Origin of the sequence: Neptunomonas sp. XY-337 (assembly GCF_004959845.1) — a bacterium.
Lineage (GTDB): Bacteria > Pseudomonadota > Gammaproteobacteria > Pseudomonadales > Balneatricaceae > Neptunomonas > Neptunomonas marina.
This window is the reverse complement of record NZ_SPLL01000004.1, coordinates 38,273-61,239: the sequence shown is the minus strand read 5'-3', so window position 1 is coordinate 61,239 and position 22,967 is coordinate 38,273. Positions and strand designations below refer to the sequence as shown.

Below are 22,967 nucleotides of genomic sequence, written 5' to 3'. Positions count from 1 at the left end.
TGCTATTTATTCGTGCTTCGGCAAGCGAGCAAACGTGTCGGGGATAGGCGCATTGAGTTTCAGAGTGAGGAGCGCGTCTGCACGCGTTTTACCCAGTGTTAAGGCCGCGATAGGGATCCCCCATTCATGGGCCCGTTTACAAAAACGGTAGCCAGAGTAAACCATCAGCGAGGAGCCTATGACGAGCAAAGCGCTGGCGTCTTTGAGGTGCTGCAAGCTCGTTTCAACGGTATGACGTGGCACATTGTCGCCAAAGAACACCACGTCAGGCTTTAAAATACCTCCACATTCTGGGCAGTCGGATACGATGAAACTGTCAAAATCAACGCCCTCTAGATCGGCATCACCATCCGGTGCCGCAGTTGCTGAGAACGCCAGAAAGCTGGGGTTAGCATATGCCATCATCTGATGCGCTGCGTTTCTGGAAAGGCTGTGGTGGCATTGAGTACAGATAACGCGGTCAGAACGGCCATGTAAGTCGATCACCGCTTGGTGGCCAGCTTGTTGATGGAGGCCATCAACGTTCTGCGTGACTAGCAGGTCGATGTGGCCTTGTTTCTCCCACTCAACTAGATGCTTATGTGCCACGTTAGGCTTAGCATCCCGCATGATTGGCCAGCCGACTAAGCTGCGTGCCCAGAAACGTTGTCGAGTTGCGCGTTGTGACATGAAGTCATGGTGCTGGACTGGCTGCTTGCGTTTCCACTCGGCATTATGATCGCGGTAATCTGGAATACCCGACGCGGTACTGATACCCGCACCAGTGAGCACCACAAGTTGCGGATGCTGTTCAATAAATAGCTGTAATTTCTCAGCCGCTTCACAAGGTTGCTGGTTTTGATTCATGTAATGTTGATTCAACGGTATCCACTAGCTCCAACGATAATAACAGCCAGTCTACGCCAATTTCGTTTTGTATGCCGGGCGTCACGAAGTGCAGATGTTTGTTCGGATCGAAAGCCGCAAGTAGCTCTCGATTACCGTCATGGGCTTCGCGCCACTGCTGAAATGTGTAGTCACTGGTCAGTTGAGTTGTACGGATTGCTGCGCCTTTAGCGATCAGTTTGGCAAGCTGTTGAAAGCCCAGTGCGTGTTCGCCGATCACCTGACCTTGGCGTTTCTCGGCAACTTCGGCGCGCTCCTGCAGGCTACCGTTGCGTTCGGTTTTAATACTAAAGATAAAACGTTCAGCAAATTCGCTTTTAAAATGTAAACAGGCTAAGGCGTTGGCTTCATGTTGCGGTGTTGCCGCCAAAACATAGCGAAAGCGGCCCAGTGCTAGGTGCTCTTCGATGTGTCCTGACAGTGGGTTACCTAGCAGAGTGCTAAGGCCTTCCATGCGCGCTGCGCGAATATTGTCATAATGAGGATCAACCAGAGTACATGCGATATCGTGTTTTTCTAGTGCTTTAGCGATCGCGCGGGCCACTAAATTGGCACCAATAATTAACACACCGCGCGGCTCTGGTTCCGTGACACCCAGCCGTGTTGCAAGAAAGCGCGCTGTGGCGCTCTGGAAAATAACGGTGCCGATAATAATAGAGAAGGCTAGCGCCGTAAGCAGCTGCGCCTCTTCATAACCGGCTTGCTCGAGCTTTAACGCAAATAACGCCGACACCGCTGCCGCGATGATTCCACGCGGGCCAACCCAGGCGATCACAGCTTTTTCTTGCCAAGAGAGATCGCTACCCAGCGCACAAGCAAATACCACTAGCGGGCGAATAATGAACTGGATACAGGCAAGTAGCATCAGGGCAGGAATGCCTAGCTCTAGTAAAGCTTGTAGATCCATGCGGGCGGCTAAAATAATAAAGAGTGCTGAAATTAACAGCACGGTGAGGTGTTCTTTAAACGTAAGTATCTCTGCAACATGCACGCCGCGTGCGTTTGCGAGCCAAATGCCCATCACCGTTACAGCTAACAGACCTGATTCGTGCGCGACTTGGTTTGCTAGCGTAAAGGTAATTAGCACCACCGATAATGTTCCAAACGCGTGTAGATACTCAGGTAGCCAATAACGCCGCAATGCTACGGTCATCGCTGCTGCTGCCACAACACCGAAGACCGTACCTACAAGGGCGATTTCGCCAAACAATAGTAGGTGGGACGGCAGTGATGCTTCCATATGGCCTGACACGATCCATTCATAGATCACTACGGCCATAAGCGCTCCGACAGGATCAATAAGAATGCCTTCCCAGCGGAGCGTATTTGCAATGCGCTCTGTTGCGCGTAGGGTGCGCAGCATAGGTACAATAACTGTGGGCCCCGTCACGACAACTAGCGCACCAAACAGCGCAGAAAGCTGTGCAGATAAGCCAATGAACGTGTGTGTTGCAAATGCGATAAGGCCCCAAGTTAAGACAGCTCCGATCGAAACCAAGCGCCAAACGACACCGCCCACATCACGTGTTTGGTTAAAATGCAGCGTTAAACTGCCCTCAAACAAGATGATGGCGATAGCCAATGACACAAATGGGAATAGCAAGTCACCCAGCAATTGATCGGGGTTCAAGATACCGCTGATAGGGCCTGCAAGAATACCGGTGAGCAGAAGAAAGACGATTGCTGGGAGTTTGACTCGCCATGCGAGCCATTGGCAGCCCAATCCCGCCAGCGCAATGAGTGCAACCATAAGAGCATCAGGTATCGACATAGCACGTTCCTTTGTGTGAAGGCGACGTTATCACTCTACTGGTCTGGCGCATAAATGCCAGCACAACGGGGGTGATGATGTTTAGACCAACTCCTCTTGTTGGGGGCTCTGCGCGGTCAATGTGCTCGTACAACCGGCCCAAACACGGTTTTTACCTTGGGTTTTGGCGGTATAAAGCATCTGGTCAACATACATCATCACTTCACGAGTGCTGAGTTTAGGGGTATCAACCACCACGACGCCAATGCTGGTGGTAACACTCACCGTATCGCCACTATCCAGCTCCACGCGCATTTGCGCGACCTCGGTGCGCACACGCTCGAGAATGGTCGTGGCCTGCTGCAGATTGGTGTTTGGGAGCAATATAGCGAACTCTTCGCCGCCTAAGCGCCCGATAATGTCAGGCCCACGGGTGAGTTGGTTGCATCGGCTAGCGAAGGATATCAGCACTTTGTCACCGGCTGGGTGACCGTAGCGATCATTGACCCGTTTGAAGTTGTCGAGGTCTAGCATCGCGATCGAAAAGCAGTTCTCCTCTTGGGTATCCCTAAAGTGGCGCAGTTCCAATTTTAAGTGCCGGTAGAACTCGCCACGATTGACGAGGCCTGTTAAGGAGTCGGTGACGGCCATCACCTTTAGAGCTTGGGTACGCTGTTCCACGCGCAATTCTAGCATCCGATGCTGAGATCTGAGCTCGCGCGTGAGCTTGGCGCGATCACGATAGAGTAGCAAGCTACCAAGCAGCGCCAAGGCAAGCAGCGAGGCGAGAGCTGCCTGAATGAGCAGTGTTTGTGGGTTGGTGTCGTTCGGCTGCTGGAGATTCAGTACCTCTGAGTTGAGCGGTAGCTGCGCCGTTTTAATATCATGTTGCTCAAGAGCGGCTTGATCAAAGCGGTAGCGGTTTGGCAGTACGACCAAGCTAAAATCGCGTTTCCCTGCAGCCATTGCAGCTAGTGCTTTATCCAGTGCTAAGCGGGCGGATTCTTTAGGGTTAAAGAGGTCACCGCCAATCACGCCCGTGCCTAGAACTGGATCGATAATGGCATAGACTGGCAGCGAGGTTTTTTCGAGTAGCGCATGAGCAACATGGGGCGTATCAAACGCCGCTCCTGATGGAGAGCGCAGATACGCTGTCAGCAAAATTGCGGTGCCCTCTGGCTGGTCGGCGAGGTAGTCAACGAGTGCAGCTGGCTCGCGTGGCTTAGCGATCTCGATCTTAAGGTTGGGGAAGTCGTCGCGGCCGATACGTGCGGCATTTTCTGCAAGCCATGTGGCAGTGTAACCAGCACCACCAGCGACGATAAGCTTATCGATATCAGGGTGGAGCTGAGTAATTAGTGCAATGTTGTTCTGCAAAAGGTTGCGTTTAATCACATAGGAAAAACGCTCATCGGGCGCGACCCGCTGGTAATCGGTACCCACCACAACCACCATGCTATCGCCAAACAGTTTATCGGTGCCTGCTTGCAGCAGTCGATCTGCAGTGTTGGGTTCCATCACGATCGCAGAGAGAGGAATATCGCGGTATTTATCCAGCAGATAACGGTGTAGCTGTGCGGGTGTAAAACGGGAGCTAAGGCGCTGATCATCGATGTATTCAAAGTAGAATTCGATCTCCTCGCCCGATGCTTTGTGAGCTTCGCGTAGGCCGCTAATAAACGCTTGGGACCAAGGCAGGTCAATGCGATAAGCGAGCAAAACCAAAATATGGCGTGGCGTTTCAACGGCAGTCGCTACGCTACTTAATGTGACCCCAAAAAAAAGTATCAGTAGCGCGAAGATGTGGCGTAGCGAGCTGGGCGCCATGAAATTATCCCTCTGTCTGCTCTAGGAGCGGCTTCCTTTTAATTATTCTAAACCCGATAGCGGTGTAACCGTGTTGCTCAAAGTCAAAGCGTTTAAGCGAAACTAAGGGGTTGCACGGCGAATGTAACGAACTTTCTGATAGTTTTTTGTTATCAGTTGTAGAAATTATTTTTAATTGGACACTCGCCAGCTCACCAGTGCACTCTATGTTGATCATAAAAGATCATATTTTAGACGGTTTAGAGGCACTGCTATGGATGCAAATATCTCCCCTTATGAACTTCGCCAAGCGATTCGACGTGGTGACTTCACCACTAACACATCAGGCTACGCGCAGGGCTTTGTGCAGGGTAACCTAGCGATTATGCCAAAGGAGTGGGCCAACGAGTTCTTGCAGTTTTGCCAACTAAACCCGAAACCTTGTCCGATTGTCGGTATGTCAGCGTCCCCTGGCGATTACATGATTAACACGCTGGGTAAAGATATCGATATCCGCACAGATATTCCCAAATATCGAGTCTATCGTGATGGCCAACTGACAGAAGAGGTTGCAGATATCACCTCACTGTGGACGGACGATATGGTGGCTTTCGTACTGGGCTGTTCCTTCTCGTTTGAAGAGGCGCTGATTGCTGATGGCCTTGAGGTGCGCAATATCACTGAGGGTGTGAACGTGCCTATGTACCGCACCAATATCGAGTGCCAGTCGGCAGGCCGATTCAGCGGCACCACCGTGGTGAGTATGCGCCCAATGAAACCAAAAGATGCGATCCGCGCGATCCAGATCTGCACGCGCTTCCCATCCGTTCACGGCGCACCCTTGCACTTTGGCGACCCTGCTGAGATTGGTATCAGCGATATTGCCACGCCTGATTTTGGTGATGCCGTCACCATCAATCCGGGTGAAGTCCCTGTCTTTTGGGCATGTGGTGTCACGCCGCAGGTAGCGATCGAAGCTGCACGTCCGCCGCTGTGTATTACCCACAGCCCAGGCCACATGTTGGTTTCAGATGTTCCTAACAGCCGCTTGGCCATTCTTTAAACCGATTGCAGGAGAACGACGATGTCACTGAAGCTAAATTGTGACCTAGGTGAAAGCTTTGGCTCTTGGAAAATGGGCATGGATGATGCGGTGATGCCGCATATCGATCAGGCGAATATCGCGTGTGGCTTTCATGCCGGCGACCCGCTGGTATTGCAAAAGACGCTGACACTAGCAAAAACGCATGACGTTACGGTAGGCGCGCATCCCGGCTATCCTGATCTTGTTGGATTTGGGCGTCGCTCTATGAATGCCACACCAGCTGAGATCAAAGCCATGATGCACTACCAGATGGCTGCAGTTGATGGCATGGCAGCGATCCAGGGGCTTGAGCTGAGCTACGTAAAGCCCCATGGCGCGCTCTACAACGACATGATGAAAGATAGCAACGTGCGCCGCGCAATTATGGAAGCTGTCGCAAGCTACCATAAACCGGTTGTGTTGATGTTGCAGGGGACACCTGAGGCGGAAACCCATCGCGCAGAAGCGGCAGAGTTTGGCCTAACGCTTTGGTTTGAAGCTTTTGCTGACCGCTGCTACGACGACGATGGCAAGTTGCTGGCGCGTACCCGCGAAGGTGCGGTGCACAGTCGCGATAAGATGCTCGCGCAGGTTAAACAGCTGAAAGAGAGCGGCACTGTAACCAGCGTGAGCGGCCATACGCTCAACCTGCACGCGGATACGTTGTGCGTCCACGGAGACAACCTTGAGGGTGTTCAAGCGATTGCTGAGATCCGTGCGCTGATTAACGGAGAAGCAAGCTGATGCGTGTTGAAATCGCGGGCGAAAATGCCCTGATTATCTACTTTGGTGAGCAAACTGACCCGCGTATCTCCGCCCAAGTCCAGCAGGCAGAGCATCTGTTGCGTACTCAACTTGGTGGCGATTTGATCGATATGGTTGCCTCTTACGCCTCATTGCTGGTGATCTATGACCCGCTACGTACCGACCACTTTGCTGTACGCAGCGCAATCCGCCAAGTGGCGGATGGGCTTGGGGAGCACGATGCACAAGCGGGGCAAGTGGTTGCGCTACCCGTTTACTACAGCGAAGAGTCAGGCCCTGATCTGGCGGACTTGGCCAAGCGTGCTGGGCTTTCCGTGGAGGAAGTGATCCAGATCCATAGCAGCCAAGAGTACCGTGTCTACGCCATTGGTTTTGCGCCGGGCTTTGCTTACCTAGGTGAAGTTGATCCGCGTATCGCCGCACCGCGGCTCAGCACGCCGCGCCTCAAAGTACCCCGTGGTGCAGTGGCGATTGCTGATCAGCAAACTGCGGTTTACCCAGCGGTATCACCCGGCGGCTGGAACTTAATTGGTCTATGTCCAACACCCATGTTTAATCCTGATGCCGATCCAACCATGCCTGTGCAAGTGGGCGATCGGGTGACGTTCCGCCCGATTGAGCGGGAAGAATTTATCGCATTGGGAGGTGAGCTATGAGTGGATTTAACGTTGTTCAACCGGGCTTGCTAACACTAATACAAGACGCAGGACGCTTTGGCTACCATGGTATCGGCCTGACAACGGGCGGCCCGCTGGACCGTGAAGCGTTCTTCTGGGCAAACCGCTTGTGCGAAAACGCGTTGGAAGCAACGGCCCTCGAGGTCAGCTTTGGTGGTTTGGTGCTCGAAGCGCAGGTTGATACCCGTATCGCGGTAACGGGCGCGCAGATGCCCCTGAAAATCGCGGGCCAAGAAGCGGCTGCGTGGGAAACACATGCCGTTAAAGCGGGCGATAAGATCGAGCTGGGGTTTGCCACCGCAGGCTCGCGCGCCTACTTAGCCGTTGCTGGTGGTTTCAATGTTGCAGCCCAGTTTGGTAGTACAGCGACCGTGACCCGTGAGGGTATTGGCGGCTTAGCAGGGGAAAAACTACAGCAAGGCGATCAGTTGCTGTGTGCGGCCAGTGGCAGTGAGCCTCGCTGGCAGGTGCCGGTGGCAGCGCGCCCGAACTACGGTAAGTTCGCTGAGCTGCGGGTGATCTTGGGATATCAACAAGCCAGCTTTGACTCTGTTCAGCAAGCACTGTTCTTCAGTAGCGAATACACCTTATCTGACCGTGCCGATCGCATGGGCTTTCGCCTTGAAGGGCAACCGGTGAAATCAACATTGGATGGCATCCTCTCAGAGGGTATCTGCCACGGAGCGATTCAGATTCCAGCGGATGGCCAACCGATTGTGCTACTCAACGACCGCCAAACGATTGGTGGCTATCCCAAAATCGGCTCTGTGATCGCACGCGACACGGCACGCCTTGCGCAACTGATGCCGGGCGCGAAAGTGATGTTTACGCAGATCAGCATGGAAGAGGCACACAACATCAACTGCCTTGAAACACGCCGCTTTATGACAACCGAGCTCGTGGCGCTGCACTAACCGAACTGAATAATAACGCGCGCCAGCGCGGGTGGAGATAAACGTGAATAATAAATTGATTGATGCTGCACTGAGTAAGCAGATTGAAGATGCGCTTGTTGCACGCAATCTACGTGGTATGAAGACGGTACAGCCAGCGTTACAGAGCGGCTACTATCAGCGTGCTGCGCGTGTTTTGAATAAGTGTAAAGGCCACGTGCTGATTGGTACTGGGTTTCCCGTGGTGGATACCTTTGAAACCGATGGCCCGGTGGGTGCTATTGCGCTATACAACGCGCTAGAGAAGTTGGGTGCAACGCCGGTACTTGTGTGCGGGCCGCCGGTTTCTCAAGCGCTAGCTAAGGATTTCCGTGTTCACGAAATCCGTGTTGGTGAACACCAAGAGCGCGCACTGGAAGCGTTTCAGGCGCTGTATCGCTATCATCCTGATGCGATTGTCTCGATCGAGCGTCCGGGTCAGGCTGCGGATGGCGGTTACTACAATATGCGCGGTGAATCGATCAGCCCTCGTACTGCGTGTTTCGACACCTTTGTTAACCATGCCAAGTGCCCAACGATTGCGATTGGCGATGGTGGTAACGAGATCGGCATGGGTAACATCTCCGAAGCACTGAAAGATCTGGATATCGTCTCTTCGGCAACACAGGTTGATGAGTTGCTGATCGCGGATGTTTCCAACTGGGGTGCTTATGGCATCTTGGCGTATCTAAGCATCTGGAATGAGTGTGACCTGCTAGCAGATGTGAAGCCTCTAGAGATCCTTGAGTACCTATCAAATCTGGGTAGCGTTGATGGCGTCACGCGTTTGAACGAACTCACCGAAGATGGCCTCGACCCTAAAGAAGGCGAGGCGGTGTTACTTGAATTACGTCAACTGATCGGTATGGCTTAAGCGAGCGATACATCAATGATCGAGCGGCCGCTTTCTGCCAGCAATCGCGGTAGAATGCGGTCGTCATCCAGCCGCCAGCTGTAGCAAAAGCTCAGCTCTGGCGGCGTTTCTTCTGTCTGTATCATCACCAAGCGGCCTTGTTCCAGCGGCGTTTTGACTAGCGGCTCTGGCAAGAACGTCACTCCCAAGCCTTGCTCCGCCATCATCAACAACCCTGCAACTGCGCTGCATGTGTGCACCACCGGTGGTTCCTCACACTGGCTAAATAGCTGTTGTAGGTAATGCCATGGATGGGTGTCGCGTGGGAAGCTCAAAATAGGGAAAGTTGCGAGCGTACCCAGTGTCAGGTGTTGTTGCTGACCCACCAACGAAGGAGCGGCAACCCAGCACTGCGGATAACTGCATAGCGGCTCAACGACAAGATCAGGCGCGAGTGTTTCGTTTGCGACCATCAAAGCCAGGTCGATTTGATGTTGCTGCAGTTGGTGGGTAAGCGTGGGTGTCACATCATTGGTGAGCTCGAATGAGAGCAGCGGATGGTTACTCTGCCAAAGCTGTAGCAGCGGTGATAACCAAAGATAGGCCAGTGTATCTGCAATCCCCACCCGAAAAGTGCCGCGTTCGGGTTTATCTTCGCTGACTTGCTCGCGCATCTCTTGGCTGATCGCCAGCAGCTTTTCTGCGTAGGGTAGCAACTGTGCGCCACGGGCAGTAATACGGGTACCACTCTTGTCGCGCTGAAAAAGCTTAACGCCTAGTTCCTCTTCAAGTGCAGCGATACGTGCTGAAATAGCCGGTTGGCTGGCGTGTAGCTGTTGCGAAGCGGCATGGAAACTACCAAGGTGCGCGACTTTAACAAAGGTGGCGAGGTTTCTGATACGCATGAGGCTGATGTCGATGAGGTTTTGCGGCAGTATAGGGATAATTTTAGCGAAAGGAAAAGAGTGCATTTGTGAGACGAGAGTACTCAAAGCAGGAATGAGGAAGTGGCTATTAGACTTCTGGCTAATACGGTTGTTTTATATTTTTTGGTTTTTTTGATGTTTTTTGGGTTTATTGTCTGCTTTTTTTTGATTTTTGGATTATTTTTATTTTATTTGTTTGCTGGTTGAACAGATTTTACTTTTTGTACTATAACTTCGCTCCCGCTCTGAACTCGCTCAGGTATCTGTGGTTTTATAGATACCCCATGTAGCGATAGAGATTTTGCAGGAAAGCCCGGCTAAGCCAGCGTAACTCAGTACGGTATGCGCGTCGGTACCTGCCCTAGTTAAGAGGAATTTAGTTGATGAGCATCGCATATCTGAACGGCGAATACATGGCACTTGAAGAAGCGCGCATTTCGCCACTTGACCGTGGTTTCCTATTTGGTGACGGTATCTACGAAGTTATCCCTTACTACGGTGGTAAATCTGTCGGTTTGATTCCACACATTGAGCGCATGATTGACGGCCTTGGCTCTATCGAGATCAAGTGCAACAAATCTGTTGATGAATGGAAAGAGCTGCTAGATGAAGTTATCGCTCGCAACGATGGTGCGAACCAAAACCTAGGTGTTTATGTTCATGTATCACGTGGTGCTGACACGAAGCGTTTCCACGCATACCCAGAGAACGTTGAGCCAACTATCTTCTGCTTTACATTTGCTATTAAAGAGCCAGAGCCAGTTGATCGTGAAAAAGTAACGGCTTACTCTGTGACAACAACACAAGACTTGCGTTGGAAGCGTTGCCACATTAAGTCTACAGCACTGCTGGGTAACGTGATGCACTTCCAACAAGGTTACGCATCGGGCAATAGTGAGTGTTTGTTATATAACGATAAAAACGAGCTAACAGAAGGTAGTTCGGTTAACGCATTCATCGTTAAAGATGGTGTAGTGGTCACACCTATTCAGGATAACCAAATCCTACCAGGTATCACCCGCCGTATTATCATTGATAGCTTGAAAGCTGATGGCTCTATCCCTGTTGAAGAGCGCACTGTGACAATGGACGAAGTTCTAAACGCTGATGAAGTTTGGATCAGCTCTTCGTCTAAAGAGATCGCTCCGGTTGTTAAGATCGACGACAAGCCAGTGGGTGACGGTAAAGTTGGCCCAGTCTGGGAAAAGGCGTTCGGCATTTATACAGCAGCGAAGTTCGACCACTCATAAGGTCAGCTGCAATGAAAAAAGGCGAGCATCAAGCTCGCCTTTTTTGTGCCTAAAAAGTGTTATCCAGCGATGTAGTTAAGTGGTATGACTGTGCTCCAAAGGATCACGCTGGTCACGATCAAACCTACCAGCACACACAAACCCACCGTGAGGACCGATGTGGAAAACATAAACGCGCGCTCTTCTGGAATATTCATGATGATCGGAACACCCGTATAGAGTAAATAAACGCTGTAACAGACAGCAACCAACCCTACGGTGACGTTAAACCATAACATCGGATAGAGGCCCGCGAGCCCTGCGAGGAACATGGGCGTTGCCGTGTAAGTCGTTAGCAGTAAACAATCCTCAAAGGAGATACTGCCGCCATAGGTCTTCTCCATCCAGCGAATCGAATAAGCTATAAAGCCACAGGCTACCCACATCGCGAAGTAAAACGCGATAGCGGCCATAAAAGCGCTACTGCTTTGTAACTTTACAAACTCTCCACCAGTGATGCTCCAACCAATTTGGGTTGTACCGATGTAAAGAGATACCGCGGGAATAGCGGCGAGAATACTAATCTGTTGTAGAAAAACGTGAGCAGTACTGTAGTGCTCATTTTTTATTTGATTCCACTCAGCTTTTGGGTGGTAAAGGATGCCCATCATGTGTTGAAAAAACATAATATTTCTCCTCCAAGCGCCTTACCCCCCCAAGGGTGAGCGCCTAATTTTTGTGTGAGTTCAACTGCTTTCCTTCTGTCGGTATGTCCTTTTCGTTACGAAAAGTGTTTCGAAACGGATGATTAATTTTTAACCTGCTCTAGTTCAGACCCATAAAATGACGTAATGATCCACAAGTAGCACCACAAACAGCAGCATGATGTAGGTAATACTGTAGCGGAACATCGCCATGGATGTTGCGGGCGAGGCATCGCGATAGACGCGTAACGCCCACATCAGAAAACGAAGATTGAGCAAACACACGCCCATCAAGTAGGGCAGGCCGCTCATTTGGCTCAAATAGGGTAAGGCTGTGGTCGCGATCATCAGTAGGGTATAGAGCACGATATGGAGCTGGGTGTAATGATCGCCATGGGTGACGGGTAGCATGGGTACTCCCGCTCTGCGGTAGTCCTCTTTGCGGGCCAGACAAAGTGACCAAAAGTGCGGTGGTGTCCACGCAAAAATAATCAGCATCAGCAGGAGGCTATGAGGTTCGAGTGTGCCGCTCACAGCCACCCATCCCAGCAGCGGCGGAGCAGCACCAGCGATACCTCCAATCACGATATTCTGAGGCGTGGCGCGTTTCAGCCACAAAGAGTAAATGATGGCGTAGCCGATTAAAGAAGCCAGCGTCAGCCATGCGGTGAGCGGATTAACCAACAAAGCGAGCATCGCGATGCCACAGGAGCCAACAATCGCTGCAAAGCTGAGCGCTTGAAGGTGGGATACTTTGCCCCGTGGCAGAGGGCGATAGCGGGTGCGGGCCATCTTCTCATCAATGTGGCGATCCACCACATGGTTGACCGCTGCTGCTGAAGAGGCCGCCAGCCCAATACCCAGTAACCCCCAAAACACAGTAGCCACAGGGGGGAGTTGCACGGTGGCAAGGCACATCCCTACGGCTGCGGTAAGCAGCATAACAGCCACAACTTTCAGTTTGCACAGCCCCAAATAGTCACGCCAATGGGTCACAAAATGCCAGTGTTTGGGGTTGCTTGCTTTCACGGTGACGGTTTCACGCAGCTGCATAACGTACCTCCCGTACGGATAGGGTCGAAGGGGTTAAGTAGAGCCATAAAAAACTGAGTAACACCGCAACGGCTCCAATATGGTGAGCCATCGCTAGCGGAAGAGGCATCGCCAGTAAGCTCGCTGAGAACCCGATGATCGCTTGCAACACCGCAATGCTTGCACAGCACCACGCTCGTGTTGCTTGGCTGGGACTGTGTCGAAGCTGCAGTGCCGCGGCCAATAAGGTGATGATCAACACCAGCCCGACTACGCGATGAGTCATCTGAATTGCAGCGCGGGCTTCGAGTGGTAAGGTGCCGCCCTCGTAATTCGTGTTGGGGTCGTAACTGATGGTGAAGCCTGTGGAAAAGTCGAGCGAGTGGTTGAGGCTATTGCACTGCACCAGCTTGTCACAGGCCCAGCCGGCATAGTTAGCACTCGTCCAGCCGCCCAGTAGTAGTTGAGTTATCAACAACAGTGCCGCAAGGTGCAGCACGCGTGGTTTGTTGTGTGTCGATTGGGGTTTCCCATGCGAGACTCGCCGCTGCATTAAGAAGAGCAGGGTTACTGTGGTCAGGCCACCCAAGAGGTGTGCAGTGACAATGGCGGGTGTGAGCTGTAGTGTCACTGTCCACATACCAAACAGTGCTTGCACAATCACCACTCCTAAGAGCATATAGGGCAATGGCCCCAGCGTTGCGACGGCTGTGTTGTTCTCTGGACGAGTGCGGCGATAAAGCACTGCGATGGCTAACACCAACACGCCGAGCAGCCCCGCTACATAACGATGCAACATCTCTAACCACGCTTTGTAGGCATCGATGGGTTGGTCGGGATAGCTTGCTTGTGCGGCACTGATCGCCTGTGCACTGTAAGGCACCACGAGCTCTCCATAACAGCCCGGCCAATCGGGGCAGCCGAGTCCTGCATAGTTGATGCGTGTCCAACCGCCGAGCAGTACGACCACTAAAGAGAGTAGGAAAGTGATGCGGATAAGCCGAACGATCATCGCTGCTGCCTCCTACCCGATGCGTGACACTTTTAAAAGCCGCTTTAGATCCTTTAACAGATCTTTCGCAGGCTGATCAAATTGATAGTGCAGCACCAGATTGCCTAGAGGATCGGCAATCCAGATGCCATGGCTGGAGCTTGCAGTGGCTAGCTTGCGGTTCGGGCCAACAATTTGCCAGCGCACTCGCGGCTGGTCTTTTCCCAACGCTGTAACAAGGTTTGGCAGTTGCTCTATCCAGCGCTGGCAAGCGTGATCACAAGAGGCGTCGGCATTTAGCACCAACTGCCAGCGGCGCTCAGGCTGCCACGGTTGGTTATCAAGCGTGGTGATTGAAAGCTCAGCTAGGGTTCGTCCGGGCTCGACAAATTGGCCGCGCTCATTGGAAGTCAGCGGAACAGTTTGGCTCGTGTAGAGTACGATCGCGATCAGCAGTGGTCCTGCGCCCCATAACCAGATCAGCCAGAAGTTAAGGTTTTTCATGGTGCTCCTCCTGCGCTGATAACGCACGTAACCAGTAGATTGAACCGATACACCAGACCACTGCTAAACCAAACCACTGCACGGCATAGCCTTGATGGCGCTCTGGTGGCAGCACAACCGGTTGCCAGTTGGGTATGGTGTTAGCCACCACAGCTTCGCTTGCCCGTGCTAACCAAGGTGAAAGCGCGATATCCAGTTGTGATTCGATGCGTTCGATATCCACCTGCTGGATACGTTTTGGCCAGCTTACTGCCCAATAGTCAGCACCTAATACGAGATGATCTGAGGGGCGATCGGCCCGCGCAGTGAGTGTTAACTCACCGGCAGGTAGCGATATTTCGGGGAGTTGCCCACGGTGCAACGGTGCTGGTGTCCAGCCTAAGTTGACCAATTGGTACTCTGTTGAGGTGCGCATGACAGCAATGACTTCATATCCGCTAGCGCCGTGACGGGTGCGGTTATCGAGTAAGAAGAGGTCGGGCAGAAAGTGGCCGCTTAGGGTAACGTTGGCGTAGCGTGTCCAGTAACGGCTATCTTGGCTAGTTATGGGGGCTTGCTCAAATTGGTTAAGCATTTGGGCTTTTTCAGTGGCGCGCTCAAGCTGCCAAACGCCCAGTGAAGCGAGCAGCGCAACGATCAGCACGCCCTGTGCGAGCACCGCGAACTTGAAGCCGGTGCGCTTAGCGTCTTTACTGAAAGCTATCTGATAGCGGAGGTATCCCATGGTCAAACTCCTGCTGCTACTCTTGTTTGCCGCTGCGGTGGTTAGCCTGTTTTGCGGCTTGTTTTTCCTGCTGCGTGACCCCGGTAATCGCCAACGTATTGTGGTGTCGCTCTACCTGCGGGTGGGCTTTTGTGTCTTAATCGTACTGTTGTTGTTATGGGGGTTTTACACCGGTGAGCTCGCCTCACAAGCGCCGTGGTTAACGCGTTAGTTCAAAAGACATACACAAATAGAAACAACCCGATCCAAACCACATCCACAAAGTGCCAATACCACGCCACCGCTTCATAGCCGAAATGTTGCTGGGGCGAGAAATGGCCTTTCAACACCCTTAGCCAGATGATGATTAGCATGACTGTACCCAAGGTGACGTGAGCACCGTGGAAGCCTGTCAGAATAAAAAAGGTGGAACCATAGATGCCTGATTGCAGCGTAAGGCCCAGCTCTTCGTATGCCTCGACATACTCTGCTGCCTGCAGCGCGAGAAAGATGAGTCCTAATATCACAGTTAAAAGATGCCAAAGAATCAAAGACTTACGCTGATCACGTTTTAGGGCATGGTGTGCCAAAGTTAAAGTGAAACTGGAGGCGATTAGGATGATCGTGTTGAGCAGAGGAAGGTGCCAAGGGTCGATGATATTACTCGGTGGTGGGAAGAGCGCGGAGTCGGGGTTGCTTAGCAATGGCCACGCTGGCGTAAAGCCCTCCCAAAGCATCTGGCTAACACCCTTATCACCCTCGCCGCCTAACCAAGGTACGGCGAACACTCGGATGTAGAAGAGCGCGCCAAAGAAGGCCGCGAAGAACATCACCTCCGAGAAGATAAACCAGCTCATCCCCCAGCGGAACGAGCGGTCCATCTGTGCCGAATAGAGCCCTTTCATGCTCTCAATCACCACATGGCGGAACCAGCCAAACATAATCATCAGCATAAGTGCTGTGCCACTGAGTAAAAAGTAGAGCCCGCTACCCGCCTCTTGGCCGAGGGAGTTCATCAGGTTCGCCGCGCCAAACGCCATTAAAAAGAGGGCGATGGAGGCCAAAATAGGCCAGCGGCTCTGTTCGGGAACGTAGTAGGTGCCTTGGCTCATAGTGTGTTCCTCCCGATCGTATCAGTGGTATAGCGGTGGCTGGCGTTGGTGGCTCTGGGAGTAATGTCGAATAGTGTGTACGAGAGCGTAATGGTGCGGATATGATCTGGCAGTTCTGGATCCACGACAAAGAGCAGCGGCATTTTTCGGCTTTCAAGGCTATCCAGCGGCTGGCGCTCAAAGCAGAAGCAGTTCACCTTATGTAGATATTGTGCCGCCTCTGATGGCGAGACCGAGGGAACCGCTTGGCCAATCATATGCTCTTGGGTTGGATTAAACGCGACATAGGCTGTGTGCCGGGACTCACCCAGCGCAACTTTAATCATGGGCTGCTCAGGCTGGAATGCCCAAGGCATGCTGGCATTGTTGGTGGCGAGCAGCTGTACGCTGATAGTGCGCTCGTTTGCTGCGGCTTTGCCCTGATAGGGGCCGGTGTTGGTCACCTTGCCATTCAAACCGGTCACTTCGCAAAACACATCGTAAAGTGGCACCAGTGCAAAACCGAATCCAAACATCAGCACTGAGCCGCCAATCAGCTTGATCAGCGTGGTGCGGTTTTTCTGTTCTAGCGTATTCATAGCGGCCTCCTACTTTATTTCGGGAGGGGTTGAGAAAGTGTGATAAGGCGCTGGCGAGGGAATCGTCCATTCCAGCCCTTTCGGTTCATCCCAAACCGCCGGTGGTGCTTGAAGCCCGCCGCGTATCGTTTTTATCACCACCGTTAAAAAGATCAGTTGCGAGAAACCAAAGATAAACGCGCCAATCGACGCAATCATATTGAAGTCGGCGAACTGCAATGCGTAGTCAGGGATACGCCGTGGCATACCGGCAAGCCCGATAAAGTGCATTGGGAAAAAAGTGAGGTTGACGCCAATAAAACTGCACCAAAAGTGCAACTTACCGAGCTTCTCGTCGTAGTAGTGCCCTGTCCATTTCGGCAGCCAGTAATAGACCCCAGCAATGATGGCAAAGACAGCTCCCGGTACGAGTACATAGTGGAAATGTGCCACCACGAAGTAGGTATCGTGATACTGGAAATCTGCCGGTGCGATGGCGAGCATCAACCCCGAGAACCCCCCGATGGTGAAGAGCACCACAAAGGCGATGGCAAACAGCATGGGGGTCTCAAAGGTCATGGAGCCGTGGAACATCGTCGCTACCCAGTTAAAGACTTTCACACCGGTTGGAACAGCGATCAGCATGGTGGCGTACATAAAGAACAGCTCACCGGCCAGCGGTAGGCCAACAGTGAACATGTGATGCACCCAAACGATAAACGAGAGCAGTGCGATGGATGCGGTGGCGTACACCATGGATGCGTAGCCGAACAGAGGTTTGCGCGCGAACGTCGGTAAAATCTCACTGATAATGCCGAAAGCTGGCAAGATCATGATGTAAACCTCAGGGTGCCCGAAGAACCAAAAGATATGCTGGAACAGCACTGGATCACCGCCGCCAGCGGCATTAAAGAAGCTGGTACCGAAGTGGATATCCATCAACATCATGGTGACGACACCCGCCAACACCGGCATCACGGCAATCAGCAAAAAAGCGGTGATAAGCCACGTCCACACAAACAGCGGTAGCTTCATCATGGTCATACCGGGTGCGCGCAGGTTGAGAATGGTCGCGATAATATTGATGGCCCCCATAATGGAGCTGATGCCCATCATGTGGATAGCGAAAATAAAGAAGGTCACGCTCGGTGGTGCATAAGTGGTGGATAGCGGTGCGTAGAAGGTCCACCCAAAGTTGGGGCCACCACCCTCCATAAAGAGCGTGGATAACAGCATGGAGAAGGCGAAGGGCAGAATCCAGAAGCTCCAGTTGTTCATCCGTGGCAGCGCCATATCTGGCGCACCGATCATGATTGGCAGCATCCAGTTGGCCAGACCAACAAAGGCTGGCATGACCGCACCAAACACCATGATGAGGCCGTGCATGGTGGTCATCTGGTTGAAGAAGTTAGGTTCGATCAGTTGTAGGCCAGGTTGAAACAGCTCGGCGCGGATCATCAGCGCCATGCAGCCACCGGTGAGCAACATCAAAAAACTGAACCAGAGGTAGAGCGTGCCGATATCTTTGTGATTGGTGGTAAATAGCCAGCGGCTTAAACCGCGCGCTGGGCCGTGGTGTGGTGCAATGCTGTCGGTGGAGCTGAGAGTGGCCATTTAGCACCTCCTACTGACCGTTGGCGGCCTTGAGTTTTTCGATCTCAGTGGGTTCAACCTTGTCGCCACGATTATTGCCCCACGCGTTACGCTCGTAGGTGATAACCGCAGCAAGATCGACTGCACTGAGCTGGTCGCCAAATGCTTGCATGGCGGTGCCGGGCTTACCGTTCAGCACAATATCGATATGTGCCGCGATATCGCCCATGACGATAGGACTGTTTTTGAGGCCGGGGAAAACGTTAGGGAGGCCTTCGCCATTGACTTGGTGGCAGGCGGCACAGGCTTGGTTGTAAACCACTTCACCGCGCTGCATCAGGGCTTCCATGCCGAGCTCTTGCTGTGCTGCGGCGGCTTCGGCTGCTTGCTCCGCGCGAACTTGCGCAAGCCAGATGTTGTAGTCTTCGGCGCTACGGACATCCACCACAACGGGCATAAAACCGTGATCTTTACCGCACAGTTCGGTGCATTGGCCGCGGTAGATACCGGGCTCGTCGACACGGGTCCACGACTCATTGATAAATCCGGGAATGGCATCTTTCTTAACAGCAAAGGCAGGAACCCACCAGCTGTGGATAACATCTGCCGAGGTAATTAAGAAGCGAACTTTTTTTCCAGCGGGGATAACAAGCGGGTTATCCACTTCAAGCAGGTAGTTTTCACCCTTGGCTTCGCTGTTGTCGATCTGCTCACGCGGTGTGGATAAGTTTGAGAAAAAATCGATGTTTTCCCCAAGGTACTGATAACGCCATTTCCACTGGTAACCGGTGATCTGGATATCCACATCGGCGTCGGATGTGTCGTACATCTTAATCAGCGTAGCGGTGGCGGGAACGGCCATGGCGATCAGAATCGCGAAGGGGATCAACGTCCAGATCACTTCAACGAAGGTGTTCTCATGGAAGTGTTTGGCTTTGGCTCCGCGTGACTTGCGGTGATGAAAGATCGACCAAAACATAACACCAAACACCAGCACTCCGATGGCGACACAGATCCAAAAGATGATCATATGCAGATCGAAGACCGAGCGGCTGATATCTGTCACGCCGCGTGGCATATTGAGCTGCCAATCAGCAAACGTGTGTTGTGAGGGGCTCGCTAAAAGCAGCAGAGCACCGATGACCGTTATTTTTATTTTCATCGCAGGCTCCCCTTTCGGAGGGCAAAACCTGTACGAAGTCCTTCATCACTATGGCGCTGTATAGAGCAAGCCGTCAGCAAGGTGTTGGCGGGGTGCTGGAACTACTGCAACGTCGGTAGCCTAGGGCTTCAGTCAGGCAAAACATGCCTAAAATCCTTCCCAGTGGTCTTACCCATCCGTTTGAGTGTTTTCAGTATAGCAGTGGCGTGTTGGGAAAAGTCAACCGCAAATTTCTCTAATAAAGGTATGGTTTTTATTGTTCTCTTTGTGCTGTTATTTGCTGCTAATTTCTTAAAAAAATATGTTTAAGAGACCAAGTAGAGAGCAGCGTTAACCAGCCCAATAACCAGGATAATGAACAGGGCGGTAGAAAAAATCGCGATAAAAACATAGGGGATTATGCTTTTTGATTCAAAGTCTCGGGTGCGATTTCGTTCAGATTGCACACCAAAAAATGCCGCGAGAGTTGAACAAAATACTTGCCAAAGCGTCGGTTTAGTCGCCATAACGGGCCTCCTTCTGCATTGGGTGAATATGCTCTAACTTTTAAGACGCTACCTATGCTAAGAGGTTCGGTTTTTTTGCTTCACTAGCGTTATCACGCTGTTTAAGCTGATCGCGCCCAAAATCAATGCGCCACCGAAAAGGGTGTTCTCTGGCACTGCTTCATTGACGGCAAGCCATACCCACACCGGCCCAAAGACGGTTTCGATGAGTAAAAACAGGCTCACCTCCGCTGAGGGCAGTAGGCGTGTTGCCGACATCAGCAACCACGTTGCCAATGGGATCTGAATAGCGCCCATAATTAGCAGCCATTGGGCTTGTTGCCAGCGAATATCCAGCGGCGCAACTTCGATATTCAGCAGTGCTAACACGGCAGCCACCACGCCGGATAGCGCAATAATTGGGAACAGTGGTAGAGACGCGAAGCAACGCAGCGCAGTAAGGACGGCTCCCATTGATATGGCCAGCGCCAGTGCTGCCAAATCGCCGTTTAAGTGGCCGCTTCCTAACGACTGATACACAATGCTGACCACGCCAACAAACGCGACAGCAATGGTCAGTAAGGTACGCAGCGCGAGCCGCTCCTGTAGAAAAAGCCGCGAAAACAGCGCCGCAAACAGCGGAGAGCTGGCAAGAATAACAACCGTATTGGCCGTACTGGTATGGCTAACCGCATAGACAAATAGCGTGGTATTAAGGCCATACATCAGTGCTATCGCGAAGATGGCAAACCATAAATGCGGTTGGCTAGGGTAAACAATACGCTGCTTAAAAAGCCATGTTAGGATACCAAACGCAATGGCGATCAATCCGCCGCGCCAAAACAGTACCTGCCACTCGCTGGTATCTGCCAAGCGGATGAGCATGGCATCGAAGCTCAACACCAATGCGCCAAAAAACGCGAATAAAAGCCCTTGCTGGTGTGCTGACATCTCACCACCTATCTGAAGTCAAGCGAACGGAAAACGCCTAGGATAAACGATGATCCAAACCCACTACAGCAATATCAACGGTGCTAACACGCTGCTGGCCCTTGGCGCTGACGAGCCCATCATTGTGTTATACACAGCCACTTTGCCGCTACTACCAGTTGAACCCTGCCAAGGTGACCAGTTGAACATTGCCGAACTTATCGCTCTTAATGGAAACCACTGGCGCAAGATCTTTTCAATTTACGCCAAGCTGCTCGCACCGTTGGCAGATGATTGGCGTCACTATCGGGATCATCACCTACTGCATCGCGCAGCACAAATACGCTTGGCCAGTGCGCCGACCGGTTCTGAACTGCGCATTGTGGCCGGCAAAGCCAGTTGGGAGGCGTTAGCCTGCAACACCACAACGCTAGAAGTGATCGACAAGCACGCGAAACTGTTTGTGGATAACCAGACGCTTTGCACACCATATTTTGATTATCGTCAGTTTCCCAATAGCTTGGTAACAAGCGCGCGCGAATGGCTGCAACCGCGTTTGCAGAATCGCGCATGAACATACAGCTACGTGCGCTTCGACCAAGCGATGCCGCAGCTATGCAGCTGCTCTTTTGTGCAGCCATCAACGCAATAGACCAATCGCTTTACTCGTCTGCTGAAAAGCAAGCATGGATCGGCCCTCAGCCAAAGGACTGGTGCACCTTACTTACCGCAGAAAAAGGGTTAGGCCTTTTTTGTGGTAGCCAGCTGCTGGGGTTTATCATCTATCAGCCGCAAGGATATTTAAATTGCCTATACACCGATCCTGCTTACCAAGGGCAGGGCATTGCCAGCGAGTTACACCGTGCCTTTCTTAGCGCGTTAAAGGCCAATAAGGTGGAGCAGGTGTGGGTAGAAGCATCGCTGGCAGCAGAACCTGTTTTCCGCCACTGGGGGTATAAGGCAATCAAGCGCCAGCACATTGAACGCGCCGGTGAGTTTCTGACCAATAGCGTGATGGTAAAGGCACCAGTGTAGTGCATCTTTACGGTACTTCATTGGTACCTCAGCCCGCAAAATGAGTCTTGCTAGCACCTAAATATGTGATTAATGTTTTAGGTGGAGCTGCGTTCTGTATTATCAGATTGAAGATTAACGATATGAAAAGACGGCTGGAATTTATATGCACGTCCGCTTTCTAGTTCTAGGTAATAATTATGGGGAAGTGGTGTATTTAAATGGATATTTACTTTTGATAATTGCTAACTATCAGTTTTTATTAAGTTAAAAGGGAGGGTGTATGCCATATGATTTGACTTCTAGGCTTGTTGTGGGTTTAGCTTCAAGCGCTTTATTTGATCTCTCTGAATCTGATGAAGTTTTCCGAACAAAAGGAGAACAAGAATATAGGAAGTATCAGAGAAAGAATGAAAATATTCCTTTAAGGAAAGGGGTTGCCTTCCCATTGATAAGGCGTCTACTTAGCCTAAATAAACTAAATCCGGATGATCCTCCTGTTGAAGTAATTCTGGTATCTCGAAATGACCCCGATACAGGTATGAGAGTCATGAGCTCTATTGAACACTATAATTTGGGTATGACAAGAGCTGTATTTCTCCAAGGTGGATTACCTTATAAATATATTCCGGCTTTTGATATTGAACTTTTTTTATCTGCGAATCCTACAGATGTAAAGCAAGCTATGATGTCTGGTTATCCAGCGGGGGAAATATTATCTGGGAATATTGAGGATGACCTTAATGATAGCGAACTGAGAATAGCTTTTGACTTTGACGGTGTACTTGCCGATGATGAGGCTGAAGAGGTATATCAGGCTACAGGAAATTTATTGGACTTTCATGAGCATGAAGAAAAGAAAGTAGATATAGCTCATAATCCAGGCCCGCTGAAAAATTTCTTACAAAGAATTTCTGATATTCAAAAGCTTGAGATAGAACAGGCCGAAAAAGACCCTTCATATAGACCGGTTCTAAAAGTATCAATTGTGACCGCGCGTAATGCACCTTCTCATAAAAGAGTTATTAATACGATGAGGTCGTGGGGTATAATGGTAAATGAGGCTTTTTTTATGGGTGGAGTCGATAAGTTTAATGTTTTAGAGGTTATTAATCCTCATATATTTTTTGATGATCAGAAAATACACTTGGAGTCTTCATCAAAAGTACTTCCATCAGTTCATATTCCATTTGGTGTGACTAATCGATAAGATTGAAAAATAACGAAAATCTTATAGGAGAGTGCTGGATAATGGAATCAAATCTACACTAAA

Annotated in this window: 25 protein-coding genes; 10 read left to right on the top strand and 15 right to left on the bottom strand. The window is 51.4% G+C overall.

Annotated elements, in window-relative coordinates:
- Nucleotides 1-6: 6 nt before the first annotated feature.
- The 3 genes from E4L36_RS10250 to E4L36_RS10240 all read right to left on the bottom strand — a co-directional run bounded on the left by E4L36_RS10250 (nt 7) and on the right by E4L36_RS10240 (nt 4,462).
- The gene (locus E4L36_RS10250; protein ID WP_136680534.1) at nt 7-846 is read right to left on the bottom strand and encodes an NAD-dependent protein deacetylase; all 840 of its coding nucleotides are present in this window, start codon (nt 844-846) and stop codon (nt 7-9) included.
- Entirely contained in the window at nt 821-2,656 is a 1,836-nt protein-coding gene (locus E4L36_RS10245) for a sodium:proton antiporter (protein ID WP_136680533.1), read from the bottom strand. Before E4L36_RS10245 ends, E4L36_RS10250 begins: the two co-directional genes overlap by 26 nt.
- Before the next feature lie 81 nt (nt 2,657-2,737).
- Entirely contained in the window at nt 2,738-4,462 is a 1,725-nt protein-coding gene (locus E4L36_RS10240; protein WP_136680532.1) for a GGDEF domain-containing protein, read from the bottom strand.
- 253 nt (nt 4,463-4,715) lie between these two features.
- On the opposite strand from E4L36_RS10240, the gene E4L36_RS10235 reads away from it, so the two are divergent.
- The 5 genes from E4L36_RS10235 to E4L36_RS10215 are packed head-to-tail and all read left to right on the top strand — an operon-like array spanning nt 4,716 to nt 8,773.
- Entirely contained in the window at nt 4,716-5,504 is a 789-nt protein-coding gene (locus E4L36_RS10235; RefSeq protein WP_136680531.1) for a putative hydro-lyase, read from the top strand.
- Between the two features lie 21 nt (nt 5,505-5,525).
- Nucleotides 5,526-6,269 carry a 5-oxoprolinase subunit PxpA gene (locus tag E4L36_RS10230; RefSeq protein WP_136680530.1) on the top strand — a complete coding sequence of 248 codons (744 nt, stop codon included), beginning with the start codon at nt 5,526-5,528 and terminating at the stop codon, nt 6,267-6,269.
- Nucleotides 6,269-6,946, top strand: coding sequence for a 5-oxoprolinase subunit PxpB (gene pxpB / locus E4L36_RS10225; RefSeq protein ID WP_136680529.1), 678 nt, complete (start codon nt 6,269-6,271; stop codon nt 6,944-6,946). The genes E4L36_RS10230 and pxpB overlap by 1 nt, the downstream gene beginning before the upstream one ends.
- On the top strand, nt 6,943-7,881 hold the full coding sequence (locus E4L36_RS10220) for a biotin-dependent carboxyltransferase family protein (RefSeq protein ID WP_136680528.1): 939 nt from the start codon (nt 6,943-6,945) through the stop codon (nt 7,879-7,881). The genes pxpB and E4L36_RS10220 overlap by 4 nt, the downstream gene beginning before the upstream one ends.
- Before the next feature lie 43 nt (nt 7,882-7,924).
- A complete protein-coding gene (locus E4L36_RS10215) occupies nt 7,925-8,773 on the top strand; it encodes a DUF4392 domain-containing protein (protein ID WP_127693361.1) in 849 nt (282 codons plus the stop codon).
- On the opposite strand, the gene E4L36_RS10210 is transcribed toward E4L36_RS10215, so the two are convergent.
- Complete coding sequence (locus E4L36_RS10210; protein WP_136680527.1) at nt 8,770-9,657, bottom strand: LysR family transcriptional regulator; 888 nt, start codon at nt 9,655-9,657, stop codon at nt 8,770-8,772. The genes E4L36_RS10215 and E4L36_RS10210 overlap by 4 nt on opposite strands.
- A gap of 404 nt (nt 9,658-10,061) precedes the next feature.
- On the opposite strand from E4L36_RS10210, the gene E4L36_RS10205 reads away from it, so the two are divergent.
- Nucleotides 10,062-10,928 carry an aminotransferase class IV gene (locus tag E4L36_RS10205; RefSeq protein ID WP_136680526.1) on the top strand — a complete coding sequence of 289 codons (867 nt, stop codon included), beginning with the start codon at nt 10,062-10,064 and terminating at the stop codon, nt 10,926-10,928.
- A 59-nt stretch (nt 10,929-10,987) separates the two neighbouring features.
- Here the strand turns inward: E4L36_RS10205 and E4L36_RS10200 are convergent, their stop codons facing one another.
- The 5 genes from E4L36_RS10200 to E4L36_RS10180 form a co-directional block, all read right to left on the bottom strand.
- A complete protein-coding gene (locus E4L36_RS10200) occupies nt 10,988-11,593 on the bottom strand; it encodes a Yip1 family protein (protein ID WP_136680525.1) in 606 nt (201 codons plus the stop codon).
- A gap of 144 nt (nt 11,594-11,737) precedes the next feature.
- On the bottom strand, nt 11,738-12,664 hold the full coding sequence (cyoE, locus tag E4L36_RS10195; protein ID WP_136680524.1) for a heme o synthase: 927 nt from the start codon (nt 12,662-12,664) through the stop codon (nt 11,738-11,740).
- Nucleotides 12,651-13,655 carry a COX15/CtaA family protein gene (locus E4L36_RS10190; protein WP_136680523.1) on the bottom strand — a complete coding sequence of 335 codons (1,005 nt, stop codon included), beginning with the start codon at nt 13,653-13,655 and terminating at the stop codon, nt 12,651-12,653. The genes cyoE and E4L36_RS10190 overlap by 14 nt, the downstream gene beginning before the upstream one ends.
- Nucleotides 13,656-13,667: 12 nt before the next feature.
- Nucleotides 13,668-14,138: a hypothetical protein gene (locus E4L36_RS10185; RefSeq protein ID WP_136680522.1), complete on the bottom strand. Its 471-nt coding sequence runs from the start codon at nt 14,136-14,138 to the stop codon at nt 13,668-13,670.
- A complete protein-coding gene (locus tag E4L36_RS10180) occupies nt 14,125-14,862 on the bottom strand; it encodes an SURF1 family protein (protein WP_136680521.1) in 738 nt (245 codons plus the stop codon). The genes E4L36_RS10185 and E4L36_RS10180 overlap by 14 nt, the downstream gene beginning before the upstream one ends.
- Here E4L36_RS10180 and E4L36_RS10175 point away from each other — a divergent pair.
- Nucleotides 14,861-15,073, top strand: coding sequence for a twin transmembrane helix small protein (locus E4L36_RS10175; protein WP_127693354.1), 213 nt, complete (start codon nt 14,861-14,863; stop codon nt 15,071-15,073). The two genes, E4L36_RS10180 and E4L36_RS10175, sit on opposite strands and share 2 nt — an antisense overlap.
- Before the next feature lies 1 nt (nt 15,074).
- Here E4L36_RS10175 and E4L36_RS10170 read toward each other — a convergent pair whose 3' ends face one another.
- The 6 genes from E4L36_RS10170 to E4L36_RS10145 all read right to left on the bottom strand — a co-directional run bounded on the left by E4L36_RS10170 (nt 15,075) and on the right by E4L36_RS10145 (nt 20,701).
- On the bottom strand, nt 15,075-15,953 hold the full coding sequence (locus E4L36_RS10170) for a cytochrome c oxidase subunit 3 (RefSeq protein ID WP_136680520.1): 879 nt from the start codon (nt 15,951-15,953) through the stop codon (nt 15,075-15,077).
- Nucleotides 15,950-16,531, bottom strand: a complete 582-nt coding sequence (locus E4L36_RS10165; RefSeq protein ID WP_136680519.1) for a cytochrome c oxidase assembly protein — start codon at nt 16,529-16,531, stop codon at nt 15,950-15,952. Before E4L36_RS10165 ends, E4L36_RS10170 begins: the two co-directional genes overlap by 4 nt.
- Before the next feature lie 9 nt (nt 16,532-16,540).
- Nucleotides 16,541-18,124: a cytochrome c oxidase subunit I gene (ctaD, locus tag E4L36_RS10160; RefSeq protein WP_127693351.1), complete on the bottom strand. Its 1,584-nt coding sequence runs from the start codon at nt 18,122-18,124 to the stop codon at nt 16,541-16,543.
- A gap of 10 nt (nt 18,125-18,134) precedes the next feature.
- Nucleotides 18,135-19,265, bottom strand: a complete 1,131-nt coding sequence (gene coxB, locus E4L36_RS10155; RefSeq protein ID WP_136680518.1) for a cytochrome c oxidase subunit II — start codon at nt 19,263-19,265, stop codon at nt 18,135-18,137.
- 305 nt (nt 19,266-19,570) lie between these two features.
- Nucleotides 19,571-19,771: a DUF2970 domain-containing protein gene (locus tag E4L36_RS10150; RefSeq protein ID WP_136680517.1), complete on the bottom strand. Its 201-nt coding sequence runs from the start codon at nt 19,769-19,771 to the stop codon at nt 19,571-19,573.
- Between the two features lie 57 nt (nt 19,772-19,828).
- Entirely contained in the window at nt 19,829-20,701 is an 873-nt protein-coding gene (locus E4L36_RS10145; protein ID WP_136680516.1) for a DMT family transporter, read from the bottom strand.
- Nucleotides 20,702-20,750: 49 nt separating this feature from the next.
- Here E4L36_RS10145 and E4L36_RS10140 point away from each other — a divergent pair, with 49 nt between their 5' ends.
- The 3 genes from E4L36_RS10140 to E4L36_RS10130 all read left to right on the top strand — a co-directional run bounded on the left by E4L36_RS10140 (nt 20,751) and on the right by E4L36_RS10130 (nt 22,904).
- Nucleotides 20,751-21,254 (top strand): hypothetical protein, encoded by a 504-nt coding sequence (locus tag E4L36_RS10140; protein WP_136680515.1) that lies wholly within the window; start codon nt 20,751-20,753, stop codon nt 21,252-21,254.
- Entirely contained in the window at nt 21,251-21,715 is a 465-nt protein-coding gene (locus tag E4L36_RS10135; protein ID WP_169051522.1) for a GNAT family N-acetyltransferase, read from the top strand. The genes E4L36_RS10140 and E4L36_RS10135 overlap by 4 nt, the downstream gene beginning before the upstream one ends.
- A gap of 262 nt (nt 21,716-21,977) precedes the next feature.
- A complete protein-coding gene (locus E4L36_RS10130) occupies nt 21,978-22,904 on the top strand; it encodes a 5'-nucleotidase (protein ID WP_136680513.1) in 927 nt (308 codons plus the stop codon).
- Nucleotides 22,905-22,967 lie beyond the last annotated feature (63 nt).

What these genes read in the sequence shown, in the direction of transcription:
- E4L36_RS10140 (WP_136680515.1), top strand. Translation starts at nt 20,751, where the DNA reads ATGATCCAAACCCACTACAGCAATATCAACGGTGCTAACACGCTGCTG.
- E4L36_RS10220 (WP_136680528.1), top strand. Translation starts at nt 6,943, where the DNA reads ATGAGTGGATTTAACGTTGTTCAACCGGGCTTGCTAACACTAATACAA.
- E4L36_RS10150 (WP_136680517.1), bottom strand. Translation starts at nt 19,771, where the DNA reads ATGGCGACTAAACCGACGCTTTGGCAAGTATTTTGTTCAACTCTCGCG.
- ctaD (WP_127693351.1), bottom strand. Translation starts at nt 18,124, where the DNA reads ATGGCCACTCTCAGCTCCACCGACAGCATTGCACCACACCACGGCCCA.
- E4L36_RS10180 (WP_136680521.1), bottom strand. Translation starts at nt 14,862, where the DNA reads ATGGGATACCTCCGCTATCAGATAGCTTTCAGTAAAGACGCTAAGCGC.
- coxB (WP_136680518.1), bottom strand. Translation starts at nt 19,265, where the DNA reads ATGAAAATAAAAATAACGGTCATCGGTGCTCTGCTGCTTTTAGCGAGC.
- E4L36_RS10175 (WP_127693354.1), top strand. Translation starts at nt 14,861, where the DNA reads ATGGTCAAACTCCTGCTGCTACTCTTGTTTGCCGCTGCGGTGGTTAGC.
- E4L36_RS10210 (WP_136680527.1), bottom strand. Translation starts at nt 9,657, where the DNA reads ATGCGTATCAGAAACCTCGCCACCTTTGTTAAAGTCGCGCACCTTGGT.
- cyoE (WP_136680524.1), bottom strand. Translation starts at nt 12,664, where the DNA reads ATGCAGCTGCGTGAAACCGTCACCGTGAAAGCAAGCAACCCCAAACAC.
- E4L36_RS10245 (WP_136680533.1), bottom strand. Translation starts at nt 2,656, where the DNA reads ATGTCGATACCTGATGCTCTTATGGTTGCACTCATTGCGCTGGCGGGA.
- E4L36_RS10240 (WP_136680532.1), bottom strand. Translation starts at nt 4,462, where the DNA reads ATGGCGCCCAGCTCGCTACGCCACATCTTCGCGCTACTGATACTTTTT.
- E4L36_RS10190 (WP_136680523.1), bottom strand. Translation starts at nt 13,655, where the DNA reads ATGATCGTTCGGCTTATCCGCATCACTTTCCTACTCTCTTTAGTGGTC.
- E4L36_RS10230 (WP_136680530.1), top strand. Translation starts at nt 5,526, where the DNA reads ATGTCACTGAAGCTAAATTGTGACCTAGGTGAAAGCTTTGGCTCTTGG.
- E4L36_RS10135 (WP_169051522.1), top strand. Translation starts at nt 21,251, where the DNA reads ATGAACATACAGCTACGTGCGCTTCGACCAAGCGATGCCGCAGCTATG.
- E4L36_RS10250 (WP_136680534.1), bottom strand. Translation starts at nt 846, where the DNA reads ATGAATCAAAACCAGCAACCTTGTGAAGCGGCTGAGAAATTACAGCTA.
- pxpB (WP_136680529.1), top strand. Translation starts at nt 6,269, where the DNA reads ATGCGTGTTGAAATCGCGGGCGAAAATGCCCTGATTATCTACTTTGGT.
- E4L36_RS10235 (WP_136680531.1), top strand. Translation starts at nt 4,716, where the DNA reads ATGGATGCAAATATCTCCCCTTATGAACTTCGCCAAGCGATTCGACGT.
- E4L36_RS10205 (WP_136680526.1), top strand. Translation starts at nt 10,062, where the DNA reads ATGAGCATCGCATATCTGAACGGCGAATACATGGCACTTGAAGAAGCG.
- E4L36_RS10200 (WP_136680525.1), bottom strand. Translation starts at nt 11,593, where the DNA reads ATGTTTTTTCAACACATGATGGGCATCCTTTACCACCCAAAAGCTGAG.
- E4L36_RS10170 (WP_136680520.1), bottom strand. Translation starts at nt 15,953, where the DNA reads ATGAGCCAAGGCACCTACTACGTTCCCGAACAGAGCCGCTGGCCTATT.
- E4L36_RS10130 (WP_136680513.1), top strand. Translation starts at nt 21,978, where the DNA reads ATGCCATATGATTTGACTTCTAGGCTTGTTGTGGGTTTAGCTTCAAGC.
- E4L36_RS10145 (WP_136680516.1), bottom strand. Translation starts at nt 20,701, where the DNA reads ATGTCAGCACACCAGCAAGGGCTTTTATTCGCGTTTTTTGGCGCATTG.
- E4L36_RS10185 (WP_136680522.1), bottom strand. Translation starts at nt 14,138, where the DNA reads ATGAAAAACCTTAACTTCTGGCTGATCTGGTTATGGGGCGCAGGACCA.
- E4L36_RS10165 (WP_136680519.1), bottom strand. Translation starts at nt 16,531, where the DNA reads ATGAATACGCTAGAACAGAAAAACCGCACCACGCTGATCAAGCTGATT.